Annotated in this window: 14 protein-coding genes; 3 read left to right on the plus strand and 11 right to left on the minus strand. The window is 29.8% G+C overall.

What is annotated here, in order from left to right; genetic code table 11:
• Nucleotides 1-220 precede the first annotated feature (220 nt).
• Nucleotides 221-1,465: a helix-turn-helix transcriptional regulator gene (locus FGK85_RS08795; RefSeq protein WP_138205727.1), complete on the plus strand. Its 1,245-nt coding sequence runs from the start codon at nt 221-223 to the stop codon at nt 1,463-1,465.
• Between the two features lie 232 nt (nt 1,466-1,697).
• Here FGK85_RS08795 and FGK85_RS08800 read toward each other — a convergent pair whose 3' ends face one another.
• The 4 genes from FGK85_RS08800 to FGK85_RS08815 form a co-directional block, all read right to left on the minus strand.
• Entirely contained in the window at nt 1,698-2,201 is a 504-nt protein-coding gene (locus FGK85_RS08800) for a GNAT family N-acetyltransferase (protein WP_138205729.1), read from the minus strand.
• Between the two features lie 377 nt (nt 2,202-2,578).
• Nucleotides 2,579-2,761 (minus strand): DUF6019 family protein, encoded by a 183-nt coding sequence (locus tag FGK85_RS08805; protein WP_138205731.1) that lies wholly within the window; start codon nt 2,759-2,761, stop codon nt 2,579-2,581.
• A 101-nt stretch (nt 2,762-2,862) separates the two neighbouring features.
• On the minus strand, nt 2,863-3,384 hold the full coding sequence (locus FGK85_RS08810) for a DUF2812 domain-containing protein (protein ID WP_138205733.1): 522 nt from the start codon (nt 3,382-3,384) through the stop codon (nt 2,863-2,865).
• The gene (locus tag FGK85_RS08815) at nt 3,377-3,718 is read right to left on the minus strand and encodes a PadR family transcriptional regulator (RefSeq protein WP_035290540.1); all 342 of its coding nucleotides are present in this window, start codon (nt 3,716-3,718) and stop codon (nt 3,377-3,379) included. Before FGK85_RS08815 ends, FGK85_RS08810 begins: the two co-directional genes overlap by 8 nt.
• 293 nt (nt 3,719-4,011) lie before the next feature.
• Between FGK85_RS08815 and FGK85_RS08820 the strand changes: the two genes are divergently transcribed.
• Complete coding sequence (locus FGK85_RS08820; RefSeq protein ID WP_396276655.1) at nt 4,012-4,581, plus strand: DUF6143 family protein; 570 nt, start codon at nt 4,012-4,014, stop codon at nt 4,579-4,581.
• 104 nt (nt 4,582-4,685) lie between these two features.
• On the opposite strand, the gene FGK85_RS08825 is transcribed toward FGK85_RS08820, so the two are convergent.
• From FGK85_RS08825 to FGK85_RS08835, 3 genes are all read right to left on the minus strand, one after another.
• The gene (locus tag FGK85_RS08825) at nt 4,686-6,749 is read right to left on the minus strand and encodes a penicillin-binding transpeptidase domain-containing protein (protein WP_138205737.1); all 2,064 of its coding nucleotides are present in this window, start codon (nt 6,747-6,749) and stop codon (nt 4,686-4,688) included.
• A 258-nt stretch (nt 6,750-7,007) separates the two neighbouring features.
• Nucleotides 7,008-8,438 carry an adenylosuccinate lyase gene (purB, locus tag FGK85_RS08830; protein ID WP_138205739.1) on the minus strand — a complete coding sequence of 477 codons (1,431 nt, stop codon included), beginning with the start codon at nt 8,436-8,438 and terminating at the stop codon, nt 7,008-7,010.
• A 208-nt stretch (nt 8,439-8,646) separates the two neighbouring features.
• Entirely contained in the window at nt 8,647-9,543 is an 897-nt protein-coding gene (locus tag FGK85_RS08835; RefSeq protein WP_138205741.1) for an HD domain-containing protein, read from the minus strand.
• Between the two features lie 290 nt (nt 9,544-9,833).
• On the opposite strand from FGK85_RS08835, the gene FGK85_RS08840 reads away from it, so the two are divergent.
• Nucleotides 9,834-11,114, plus strand: a complete 1,281-nt coding sequence (locus FGK85_RS08840; protein WP_138205743.1) for an alpha-L-fucosidase — start codon at nt 9,834-9,836, stop codon at nt 11,112-11,114.
• 41 nt (nt 11,115-11,155) lie between these two features.
• On the opposite strand, the gene FGK85_RS08845 is transcribed toward FGK85_RS08840, so the two are convergent.
• From FGK85_RS08845 to FGK85_RS08860, 4 genes are all read right to left on the minus strand, one after another.
• Nucleotides 11,156-11,416 carry an HPr family phosphocarrier protein gene (locus FGK85_RS08845; protein ID WP_138205745.1) on the minus strand — a complete coding sequence of 87 codons (261 nt, stop codon included), beginning with the start codon at nt 11,414-11,416 and terminating at the stop codon, nt 11,156-11,158.
• Between the two features lie 108 nt (nt 11,417-11,524).
• Nucleotides 11,525-11,983: a PTS sugar transporter subunit IIA gene (locus tag FGK85_RS08850; RefSeq protein WP_138205747.1), complete on the minus strand. Its 459-nt coding sequence runs from the start codon at nt 11,981-11,983 to the stop codon at nt 11,525-11,527.
• Between the two features lie 82 nt (nt 11,984-12,065).
• Entirely contained in the window at nt 12,066-13,256 is a 1,191-nt protein-coding gene (locus FGK85_RS08855; RefSeq protein ID WP_138205749.1) for a pyridoxal phosphate-dependent aminotransferase, read from the minus strand.
• Nucleotides 13,257-13,467: 211 nt separating this feature from the next.
• Complete coding sequence (locus FGK85_RS08860; RefSeq protein ID WP_138205751.1) at nt 13,468-13,824, minus strand: SMR family transporter; 357 nt, start codon at nt 13,822-13,824, stop codon at nt 13,468-13,470.
• Nucleotides 13,825-13,960: the final 136 nt, after the last annotated feature.

Below are 13,960 nucleotides of genomic sequence, written 5' to 3' on the forward strand. Positions count from 1 at the left end.
TTTATATTTTATTTAAATGAACTATTAGTTTATATAAAACTCGGTATTAAGTGAATGAAAAGAAATAACAAGTCAAAGATGCTAGTATATTTTGTGTCAGACAAGGAAACAGTTTCCGCCTTTGGTAGGACTAGCGTCGGGTTCTGCTAATGCAGTATGACGCAAAATAGACTAGCGTATTGACTTATTACTTAGCTAATTGGTACAAGGAGAGTATGTTATGAAAGGTACAGTAAAAATTTTTAATAAAGAATTTGAATATGATTTCTTATCTGCTTGGATAAAATACAACAGGCTGCAAAATCAGTACACTCAAGAAGCACTGGCACACGGAGTATGCTCTACAAGCCACTTAAGCTATTTCGAAAGTGGTAAAAAACTTCTTCGTGGAGAAATAATAGAAGCACTTCTTAAAAAAATGAATATTCACGAGATAAAGGAAATTTATGATATGGGTGCAATAAGGCAGAAATTTTATAACATGATGTTTGAAATAGAAAACTTAAATTATGATAATGCTAGGGCCATATATCAAGAAATCTCCAGCATGGAGTATTTAATAATTTTATCTCCCTATAATATTGAATATACAATATATAAATTTATTTACAATTTTCTTTTGGATAAAAAAAGCTATATAGATTTGAAACAGGATGTACTAACTTTAGATAAAATTTATTCATCTTTAAGTGAAGAACTTAAGTATCTTTATATGTTTATGTCAGGAAAACTTATATTTAAATATAAAGATCATGATGAAGGAATTCAAAGGCTACTAGCGGCTAATAAAATAAAAGACACACCTTGGATTAACTATCATTTAGGCTTTTCTTATTGTTTTGATGATAAGCCCTTAAAGGGAGTTTATTATCTTGAAAAGTCATTAGAAAGCTATGAAAGAAATGGAAGATACCTAAATGCTTTGTGGTGTCATAATTACTTAGGAATATGCTATAATTTTTTAAACATACACGATGAGTCAGAAAAACATTTTAAAGCAGCATTAACAGGTGCAGAATATTTTAATATTGATGATATATTATGGCATGTATATACCAATCTATCTGATTTATACTTACACCTAAAAAAGTATAATGAAAGTGTTCTTTGGTCAAAAAAAGCTCTTCATACACCACATGATCCACTTTTACCAGCATCCAATTATGTAGAGGCATGCATAAAGCTAAACAAGCTTGAAGAATGTAAAAAAATTTTCTCTACTTATTTAGTAGAAGAACATAAAAATTCCAAATATTATTATTGGTTGTATTTTTTAAATCTAAGTATTTTTCACATTGAAGAAGAACTATTTTATGAAGAAATAACTCAGAAAATTTTACCTTATTATCAAGGTATAAATTATATAGAATTTTGGAAATCAATTAAAATTAAATTAATTGAATATCTTGAGAAAAGACGAAAATATAAAGAAGCAAATAAAATCTATAAGGAGCTTTTAACCTAATAATATGTCCAACAAATATAAATAAAACTATACGCAAAAGACTTGGACAATTGTCCAAGTCTTTTATGTTGTATCTTGCAAACTATTAAAGCGTGTATATCTCACTCTACTGAGCCGGTGCAGAAATCTTGATTTCCAAACCAAATTACATCATTGCCTTTTTCTATATAGTAATAAATTAATCCATTTACTCCAAACCCCTATTATGGGACTATATTCGATTTTGTAAAGATTAATTTTCAAATAAAAATATATCCCCTAAAGTTCCATCATCATATTCTGAATTAGGGTATGACTCAACAAGTTTATAGTTATCTCCTGTATATTCCGAAATAACTTTATTCCAAAAGTGTACAGATGCTATATTTTTAGGATGTCTTTTCAATTGCCATTTTCCATGGAACATATCAAACACTTTCATAGCAACAAATTTTCCTATACCATTACGGCGATATTTATACATTACAAAGAACTCTGCCAAGGAATAATCAGTTTTTTCATCTACTTCAGGATAATCATTTACCATTACAAATCCCGCCAAGTTTTCATCTACAACAATGAAAAAAGCCCATCTATTTTCTTCTGTCCAATAACAATCAAGATAATCATATCCATATAAACCAAGTTTGTTTACATCTCTATTATCCCATTGCGAAAATTCATAATCATATTTCTCTAGTAAATTTTTAAGTATTTCTTTATCTTCAACAGTTACTCTTCTAAGCTCTATGTTCATTCCCCTATATCTCCTCACGTAATAAAAATAACTTCTTTTATAATTTATGACATATTAGAGTATTACATGTTATAAGTGTTTTCCCAAAAGCAAGTCCATTAATAGGATTATTTGAATACTCTTTCCTTGAAGATGCAATATTCGATCCGATTATAATATCACCACCTATTGGCATCATTTCTTGTTTTTTTAATACTCCATAATGCTCTACTACAAAATTTAAATTTTGAGCTCTGTTTTAAACCAGTGTTGATAATGGAATGTATAAAAGTGAACAAGTCAATTTGTCCACTTTACTTCTAAATCACAATATTTTAAGATTATTCACATTGTATTTAATTTATTTTATATAATATTTTTGATCCTTATTAGGAATTTTAATCTTTATCTTCATGTTTTTTTGAAGATAATACCCATGATTCATCTTCTGGTAATTTTTTTCCTGTAATATCTCTATAGGCCTCCTTAATTCCATTTTTAACAGACCATTTAATAACAAAATATAATGCAATTAAAATTATAATAGCAGTTCCACCACTAATGTCTAATTCTTTCCACATAACAATACCTCCATTCTAAATTTCATTTGGTAATTAAATTCATTCATATTATACCTATTGCAAATGCTGCTGCAGTAGTTTTGTATTAAAAATATCCTTATCTATTTATTTTTTCTAAAATGTAATCCATAGAACCATGTAATGTTCCATCCAAATGATGCTGCAGCTATTCCAACTAAAATTATCAAAAAAATTTCTCCAGCGCCACCCTCTATACGATGTCCAATGAAACTAAATACAGCCATTAATGCAATACTGAAAACCAGTAAGAATATATTTATATTAACACGCTTTTTTCTAGCCTCTTCTAATGGTGTTGGATCTGTATATATTGGCAGCGTTCCTGGTGGTGCTTTGAAAATTCGATAACCATAGGAGTCACAAACAAATTCCCAGCCAGCATGCTTAAAAATCATCAAATATTCATCTAAATCATCAATATGTTCCTGAAAGTCCATAGTATATATTAAATCCTGAGGTTCACCCTTTATAAATTCAAAAGAAAAAATTGAGCTCGAATGAAGTATCCACCCCTCTTTTGCCCATTGAGACATTTTATCTAGCATAGTATTTTTTGATATATCCCATCCATTATTACTCATTTTCCGTATATTTTTATTCATAATAATCCCCCATTCCTTTTATAACTTTTTCTGCATGAGAAACCATTTCTTTACGTCTTAAATAGTCCTTCATTAAAAGTGCTTTACCTTTTTTTTGAATTTCATATGTTTTTCTCTCCCCTTGTTCTTCTGAAACTAATCTAATTAATCCCGCATCTAAAAGCTTTTTAAGTGAAGTATACAAATTAGCAGGACCAATTTCAAAACTATTATCTGAGATCTCTTTAACTCGCTCCATCATGGCATATCCATGAATAGGTTTTAGCATACATAATAATAAATAATAATAAGCATCTGTTAAGTATCCTTCTTCCAGTGTATTACGTCTTGCCATGTAATCACTCCAATTCATATACTATATCATTAAAAGATATATCATTTAATGATATAGTATCATGCTGTAAATAAAATGTCAATAAAATATTAGGTTTTAATTTCCTATATATTAAAGAAAAGTAGTATTATGTGCCTAAATAAACATTGCTGTAACATTCATAAATTCCTAATTATATAATGATATTAAGTAACAATATTAAGTTACGTAATTTTACCAAGATAGTTATGATTTATAATAAATTGAATACTGTTTAAAAATATTTTAATAAGGATATGATAGAAGTGGATTGTATAGATAATTGTAGAAATAATTGTAAAAGTTCCATTGTCTTACCTAACTCTATAACTCAGATAGCTAGTATGCCCTATGCTTTATATCTTTCACTTCAAGGTAAATATTTTGTAGGATATGCAGATGAGTTAGAGTTTGGTAATGGCAGTAGTGCATGGGCAGGATTAATAAACCCAAGCTGTTCTGGAGTTAACTTACACGTTTATGTTTGGACTGTTACGAATATTGGCACATCTCCTATAAGAGCACAGATATGGTTCAATTCTAGTCCACCTGGTCATGCAACCGAATCAGAATTAGTTACCCCAGCTAATACAGCCATTTGTCCATTGCCGCGACCACGGGTAAGACTTCTTGAGGCATCTAATGTTGCAGGTGAGCCTGAAGGTGGAGTTAAAGCATTTGTTAGAAGAGCTCTTCCAGAGGTTACAATTGCAGATGAAGAAGTAGGTAAATTTATTTTTCCTCCTGGAGGATCATTTATCATTTTTTTATCAAATCCAGAATCGCCAAATGAAGCTGCTAAAGGCAGGGTTGCCTTTGGATGGTGGGAAGAGAGGATAAAATAAAGTAATTTAAGACATTAAAAATCAGGTGAATGCATCCGTGATTTTTAATGTCTTTTCTATTTAACGTATTTTACAAAGTCAATGAATGGTGTATCTATAATTTATTAGTTTTTACCTCTTTGGATAAAGTAATATTCCAATACTTTCTTTTGCATAGGTATAACGTAATGACTTCCACCTTTAGATTTAACATTTTCAATCATAGTAGCAAGTACCATCTTAGGATTATCAGTATTCATAGTAACAAGCCAGCCGTATTCTTCGCCAGCAGTATCATCAACACTTTTTTTCAATTCTGCTGTACCTGTTTTACCAGCCAAAGCTAGTCCATCTATTTTAACTCCATGTGCTGTACCAGATGGATTATCTATAACTTGCTTAAGATCATCTAATAGTATATTTATATTTTTATCAGAAATAACATTCTTCTTCCATACTTTTGGAGCATTCTTATCACTTTGAAGTTGTAAAGTAGGCATCATCATGTTACCTTGGTTTACTACAGAAATATACATTAAAGCTACATGTAATGGACTCATCAATACTTGACCTTGTCCATATGAACTATCAGCTAGTTGGATATCGTTTTTAATGTTATTATCAGAAGAAATTTGAGACTTTGCAATTGGATAATCTATGGGCATTTTTTCCCCTATACCAAAAGATTTAGCTTTTTCTAAAAAAGTTTCTTTACCTATTTTAAGTCCAGCTTGAGCAAAATATATATTATCAGAATATATAAAAGCATCTTTTAAATCAATTGGCTTTCCTATGTCTGCTACTCTTGTAACCTTATAAGCTCCCCAACTACTATCAGGTTGCCATTGATTTCCTTGTATATTGATAGTTTCTGATGGGTTTATACTTCCTTTTTCTAAGCCTGCTGCTGCAGTGAATAGCTTAAATGTTGATCCAGGTGCGTATGCAACTTTGAATCTATTATCAAATTGTATATTTTTATCCTTTTCCCATTGTGCTTTAGTACTTTCTGTAGCATAGGTTGTAAACACATTAGGATCAAAGGATGGGGAACTTACCATTGCAAGAACTTCTCCAGTTTTAGGGTTTATAGCTGTAGAAGCCCCCTTCTCTCCACTCATACTCTCGTATATTTTCTTTTGAAGTTCTGCATCTATAGAAAGAGTTATGTTTTCTCCATTTTTAGGTTCTGTTTGTGCTATTTTTATTTTTTGTGACTCGGTTCCGTCCTTTTGTTTAGATATATAAATAAATTTACCATCTTTAGCTCTCAATTTACTTTCATAAACCTGCTCTAATCCTCTTTTACCTATAGTACTAGTAGCACTGTATCCTTGACCATCCAATTTTTTAAGTTCTTCTGCAGTTATGGGTCCCACATACCCTATTAATGAACCCATAGCTTCTCCACCTTGATAGATTCTACTCTCTGGTTTTTGATGAATTACTCCAGAAATTTTCATAGCTTCCGCAATTATATCTTTTTTATCAGAAGATATATTAACAATAGGTACAAAGTACTCAGGATTACTGTTAGCTTTTAATTTATTTTCTATCACTGAAGGTTTTATATCTAAAATTTTAGCTAAATTTGTGATATTGGCTTCTTTATTTGTATTAAAATCTTTAGGTTTAACTCCAATAGCTACAACAGTTCCATTTATAGCAAGTCCATAGCCATTTCTATCATGAATTTCTCCTCTTTTAGCTGGAATAGTCTCCACTCTAACCTTATCTTTAGCTTCCATTTGAGGGAATATCATTTTCTCACTCCAATTAATAGTCCAAACTTTTTTATTATCCGTTTTTTCTTTAATCATAGCTGCTTCATAGCCTTTAATATTTACCTTTCCAGCTACAGTTGTCATAGTTAGTGAAAAAGGTATTTTTTCAGCTTTTTTATCAGTAGTTTCTACATTTATAGAAATATTCTTTACCTCTATGCCATTATAAATATTAGAGTATCTATCTACAAAGTTTTTTTCCGTAATTTTAGATTTTGCTTCCTTAGATAGCATTCCATACATGCTTTTATAATCTTTTTTCTGCCAATAACCTTTATACTCATTAAAGGTTTCTATAGCATTTTTTTCTTTTAAGGAACAACCGCCTAAAATAAAGGTTGTTGAAAATAGTAGTACCATTGTAGTTAATGCAGTGAGAATTTTTTTGAAGTTTAATTTTAACATATACTAGCACCTCTTATAATAGTTTTTGTAAAAAATTTTATATTTCTAATTTATTACCTTCTTTCATAATATATTTAAATATATCATAATTATAACATATTTAAGCTTATCTAAATATTGATGTAAAACATAAAATGTAATTAATGAGTTTTTTTATTGAAAAAGACATAATCTGAGTAAACTCCATGAATTATTATATAATTCTTATGGAGTTTACTCAGATTATTTTACACTCTCATTTATATTATTTATATTCTACTACACAGTTATTTCAGCTTCTACACCTAAAGCTTTTTTATTATTTTCAAGTAAAGGCTTAACATATTCCTCAATAAATTCAACTACTTGCATAGGTGCTCTTCCAGTAAATTTAACTGGATCTATGGTATCCATTATTTCTTTTTCTGTCATGTTAAAGGCGTTATCTTTAACTATTAATTCTATTAGGTTATTTTCCATTCCTTCTGCTTTAACTCTTTTAGCTGCTTCCATAGAATAAACTCTTATTTTTTCATGAAGCTCTTGTCTATCTCCACCACGTTTAACAGCTTCCATAAGAATGTTTTCTGTAGCCATAAAAGGTAATTCTCTATTTACGTGAGATGCTATAACCTTAGGATATACCACTAAATTACTAGCTACATTTAAGTATAGGTTTAGTACTCCATCTAAAGCTAAGAAACTTTCAGATACAGCTATTCTCTTATTAGCAGAATCATCTAGAGTTCTTTCAAACCATTGAGTAGATGCAGTTATTGCTGGATTTAATGAATTTACAATTATATATCTAGCTAAAGCACCTATTCTTTCTGAACGCATAGGATTTCTCTTATAAGCCATAGCTGAAGATCCTACTTGATTTTTTTCAAATGGTTCTTCCATTTCCTTCATGTTTTGAAGTATTCTTAAATCATTACTGAACTTATATGCACTTTGAGCTACCTGTGCTAAGGCACTTAAAACTATATAGTCTAATTTTCTTGTATATGTTTGTCCAGTTACAGGAAATACTTTTTCAAATCCCATCTTATTTGCTACGGTTATATCTAGTTTTTTAACTTTTTCTCCGTCACCTTCAAATAATTTCATAAAACTTGCTTGAGTTCCAGTGGTACCTTTTACCCCTCTAAATCTACATTGTTCCAAGGCAAAATCGATACTCTGAACATCCATCAATAGTTCTTCTATCCATAAAGTAGCTCTTTTACCCACTGTAGTTAGCTGAGCTGGTTGAAGATGAGTAAATCCTAAAGTAGGTAAATCCTTGTACTCTAAAGCAAACTTACTTAAAGAATTTATAACATTTATAAGTTTAACTCTTACTAAATTTAAAGCTTCCTTCATAATTATTAAATCTGTGTTGTCCCCTACATAGCAGCTAGTAGCTCCCAAGTGTATTATTCCCTTAGCATCTGGGCATTGAACACCATAAGCATATACATGACTCATTACATCATGCCTTATTTCTTTTTCTTTAGCTATAGCTACTTCATAATTTATATCTTCTACATGTGATTTTAACTGTTTTATTTGCTCTTCAGTTATATTTAATCCTAGTTCTTTTTCACTTTCTGCTAGAGCAACCCATAATTTTCTCCAAGTTTTAAACTTCTTATCCTGTGAAAATAAATATGACATTTCTTTAGAAGCATATCTTTCCCCCAATGGTGATGTGTAACAATCTCTCATGCTAAAAACCTCCAATATGTACAAAGAATATTGTAACTTTATTATAATTCATATTATAACATACTATTTTTGAAAATGTAATAAAAATGTTCGTGTTTATCCAATATTTTTAAATTTTTATTTTATAGCTATGAAAATTAAGTATATTACTTTATAGTTATTATTAAAAATATCCATATAGTAAAGATATACAATGTTATGAATTACACTATAAATATAATCTAGTTCCAAGTCTTCTGTCAAATTCAGACCAACCAGGTGATTGGCTATTTTCTCTAACTTGCTGAATTTTATTCATCATAGCATCTACATAGTCTGCAAAGTGAACCACATAGGCTTCTTCAGTTTTTGGTACTTTAGGAGAACCAAATTCAACTTTTCCATGATGCTGTATTATGCAGCTCTTTATCCTCATTTTAAATTCTTCACTATAAATGTCTTCCTTTGATAAAGCCTTTTCTAATAAACCTATTCCAATTACAATATGTCCTTCCATATCTCCTTGTGTAGTAACAGAAAAAGGTCCATCTGTATAATATTCATATACTTTACCTATATCATGAAGTTTAGCTCCTAAAATAGCGATTTCCTTATGAGCTAAATTATATCTATAACTTAAATTTTTAGCTATATACATGGAATTTAAAGTGTGTTCTGCTAATCCCCCTAAATAGTTGTGATGTTGGCTCACTCCGCCTATACCTTTCTTAAATTTATCTACAAAATCTTTATCTTTAAAGAAGTAATCATTTAGTGTTTTTACCTGTATATCTTTAAATTCTTCATTTGATAAATCAGTAATCTCTTTCATTATATCTTCTATAGGTCTGTTTATAGAAGGTAGAAATTCATATAAATCAAAACTTTCCACTTTTGTATATTCATCTATTTGCAATAAATTATCTAGAGAAGTCCCTTTTACATTAATTACATCACCTACATTTAAATCAACACCTGTATATTTAATCTTAGCCTTTATGTCTCCGGTTTTATCCCCTAATATTACTCCTATATATTCTATTTCCTTAAATAAATTTTTTAATATCATGAACTCACCTAAAACTTCATTTCCTTTACGTAGATCTTTTATAAAAATTTTTTCCACCTAAATCCATCCTTTCGTACAAAGTATATAAATATTATTAACTATAAGATTTTTTTTATCCTATAGACTTGAATAAAGGAACCTTTATAATTCAGCCTGTAGATAAATACGGTAGGAGCTATCGGAATTAAGTCTGTGAAGCTAGTAGGTTTTGAGTGGGAAGAAGCAGGAATACCCATGCACTTGTGGCTGGGGTGAGTTCACAGTATAATGTACTTAGTAGGTCAAACTAACACTATTTTAAATCACTATGCAAAATTAACTAAGTAATAACAAGGGGGATATTTTTTATGGCGAACTATAACTTAGAAAATAGTAAGGATAAACTAAAAGTATTTACAGATGCACGATTTGGAATGTTTATTCACTGGGGCTTGTATTCTATCCCAGCTAGAGGGGAGTGGGTTAGATCTAATGAAAGAATTACAGCAGATGATTATGAAAAGTTTTTTTATGAATTTAACCCTGTAAATTACAATCCTAAAGAATGGGCTAAATTAGCTAAAGAAGCTGGAATGAAATATGTAGTTATGACTACAAAACACCATGATGGATTTTGTCTATTTGACAGTAAATATACAGATTATAAAGCTACTAATACTCTAGCCAAAAGAGATCTTATAAAAGAGTATGTAGAAGCTTTTAGAGAAGAAGGTTTAGCTGTGGGATTTTATTATTCTCTTTTAGATTGGCATCATGAAGATTTTCCCGCTTATGGTGATAGACATCACCCTATGAGAGATAATGAGAATTTTAAAGAGAACAAGGGAAACTTTAATAGATACATAGAATATTTTCACAATCAAGTAGAGGAGCTTTTGACTAACTACGGGAAAATAGACATTATATGGTTTGATTTTTCCTATGATAATATGACTGGAGAAAAATGGGGAGCTTCTAAACTTATAAAGAGAGTAAGAGAGCTTCAACCTCATATAATAATAAATAATAGGCTGGGAGGAAATTTAAAAAAGAGCATTCCTGATGATTATGCAGGGGATTTTACAACTCCTGAGCAAATAATTCCTCCTGAAGCTTTGGTTAATGAAAAAGGTGCGTTAATTCCTTGGGAAGCTTGTATTACATTAAATGATCACTGGGGATATTGTTCCCAAGATAAAAATTATAAGTCCTCAGAAGAAATAATAAGGGCCTTAGTAGAATGTGTTAGTAAGAATGGAAATCTAATATTAAATGTAGGACCAAATGCTAAAGGGGAAATTCCTGAAGAATCTATAAACATATTAAAAGAAGTGGGACATTGGCTTAAACAAAATGGCCATAGTATATATGGCTGTACTAAAAGCATACTAGATAAGCCTGAGTGGGGACGATATACTCAAAAGGATAAATACCTATATGCACATATATTTCAAAGAGGTGTAGGACCAGTTAATTTAAGAGGGTTATCTGGAAAGATTAAGAGAGCTAGACTTTTATGTGATGGTTCAGAAATTTCCATAGAAACCCCATGGAATGCAGAGGATTTTAAGAAAGATGCTTTTTTAAATTTTAAAAGTGCTTCACTTCCAGATAAAAAGGATACAGTTATTTTATTAGAATTAAAATAAGGCTGCTGAAATATCAGCAGCCCCTTTTTAGAAGTTATTTATTACTCTTCAATAGATTCTATTAATTTACAAATTTCTTCTAATGCTAAAGTTTCATCATCGCCAGAAACGATTACTTTAACTGTAGCTCCACTTGTAACACCTAAAGATAAAACTCCTATTAAGCTTTTTACGTTAGCTTTTTTTCCGTTAAATTCAATACTTACATCTGATTTAAATGAAGATGCTTTTTTTACTAATAAGGTTGCAGGTCTAGCATGCAAACCTGTTGAACTTTTAACAACAACTTCTCTAGTTACCATGTAAATTCACCCCTAGTACAAATTTATTTATCTAATTTTATATATAACGATTTAATTATATCATATAAAAAAAGTTATTACAATAAAAGACATTGTACTAATAGTATACTAATATACCACTGCCTTCATTATTGTATCCTGTAAATTAGAAGCATTATAATTTATATCTAGTGTTTTTATTAATTCAGTATTTACAATTAAAACAGGTGTAGTTAAAGATATCTTTGATGTTAAATATTCTTTGTCAAACCAAAGAATTTTATCCCCTTTTTTTACTGTATCCCCTGGATTAATATAACAAGCTATTCCCTTTCCAGCAAAGCTGTTGCTGTCTAGTCCTAAATGAATTAGTATTTTAAGTCCTTCTTTAGTGCTTATTAAAATAACATGTTTCTTTTCATAGACTAATTCTACTGTCCCATCTACTGGTGAATATACATAATTATCTTCAGGTTCTATTGCTATTCCTTCACCTAAAACCTTTCTACTAAAAAGATAGTCTTCTACTTCAGTTAAGGGTATTATTTTGCCTTTTACAGGTAAAAATATTTCTACTTCTTTAAACATACAGTATCACCTACCCAAAATCATTAAAACCGAAAATCTCCTAGTAATACTATATCATTAAAGTGAATTTTTTAAAAATCTTTTAAAGATTTTTAACGAAATTATCTATTCTATCCAATCCCTTAATGATATTTTCCATAGATGTAGCATAAGAAAGTCTTACAAATTCATCTACTCCAAAAGCTACCCCTGGTACTGCTGCTACTTTTTCTTTTTCTAATAAAATGCTTGCAAATTCTAAAGAAGATTTAATAACTTTTCCATCTACTTCTTTGCCTAATATTTTTGATATGTTTACCATAACGTAGAAAGCGCCCTCTGGCTTAATACAGCTTAAACCGTTTATTTTGTTAACTCTTTCTACCATGAAGTCTCTTCTCTTCTTAAATTCCACTATCATAGCTTCTACATCCTTTTGATCTCCTACTAAAGCTTCTACTGATGCGTATTGAGCTATAGAGTTAGGATTTGAAGTCATATGACTTTGTATATTAGTCATTAGTTTTATTATTTTTTTATCTCCAGCAGCGTATCCTATTCTCCAGCCAGTCATAGCGTAAGCTTTAGAAACACCATTTATAACAATTGTTCTTTTATAAGCGTCTTCAGATAAATTAGCTATACTTACGTGTTTATCATTGCTATATATTAATTTTTCATATATTTCATCAGAAACAATTATTAAATCATGTTTTTTAGCAAAGTCTGCAATAGTTTGTAATTCTTCTTTATTATAAACAGTTCCTGTTGGGTTATTTGGGCTATTTAATATTATAGCCTTTGTTTTATCTGTAACTGATCCTTCAAGATTTTCTATAGTATATTTAAAGCTATTATCTTCTTTAGTTTCTACAAATACAGGTTTTCCGTCTGCAAGTTTTACAAGTTCAGGATAGCTTACCCAATAAGGTACAGGTATTATAACTTCATCTCCTGGGTTTAGTATAGCTCCAAAAACGTTAGCTAAGCATTGTTTAGCTCCTGTAGAAACAATAATTTGTGATGCATCATAGTTTAAACCATTATCGTTTTTGAATTTATTAACTATAGCATCTTTTAATTCTGCTATACCAGGAGTTGCAGTATATTTAGTTTTACCTTCTTTAATAGCTTTAATAGCTGCTTCTTGAATATTTACAGGTGTATTAAAATCTGGTTCTCCAGCACCGAATCCAACCACATCTATGCCTTCTGCCTTCATTTTTTTTGCTTTTGCAGTTATTTCTAATGTTAATGATGGTGCTATTTCTTCCGCTTTTCTTGATAAAATCATTTGAATCCCTCCATATAACTTTAAAACAAGTAGTTTGAAAATATTTTAACAATTGAAAGTTATCATTCATATATACTAATATATCACTTTATTCCTTCAATGTAAACATTTAATTTACGTACTAATGCCACTTAAACAATGAATTTAATTGATAAAGCAAATGTAACCTTCAGTTAGTTTATAAGTATTACCAAAGGTTACATTCATTTAATTAACTACGTGCTATAAATATTACTCCAACAATTATTAATGCAGTACCTAATATCCTAGGCAGTGTTATATTTTCTTTAAATATAAAGTAAGAGAATATCATAACTAATACATAGCCTAAACTTACCATTGGATAGGCATAGCTAAGTTCTACTTTACTTAAAACCTTAATCCATAATAAAAAACTAACGCCATAGGATATAATTCCCATCATCACAGGAAGATTTTTAAGAATACCCAAAATGCTATAAAAAATATTTATTCCTGAAAAGTTAAGTTGAAGATTAGGAGCTCCTACTTTAACAAGTATTTGACCAAGTGCCCCTAAGAATACTGATGTCAATATAAGACTTATCATGTTATACTTCTCCTCGTATAATAAGTTTATAGCAGTCATTTAACTGACTATAAACTTATTTATTTTTATATTTTAGTATAGATAAGAAAGTATCTATGTTTTTCTGTGGGGATTCTCCCAATTCCATAGTTGCTGT

It is taken from the genome of Haloimpatiens lingqiaonensis, assembly GCF_901447495.1.
Taxonomy (GTDB): Bacteria; Bacillota; Clostridia; order Clostridiales; family Clostridiaceae; genus Haloimpatiens; species Haloimpatiens lingqiaonensis.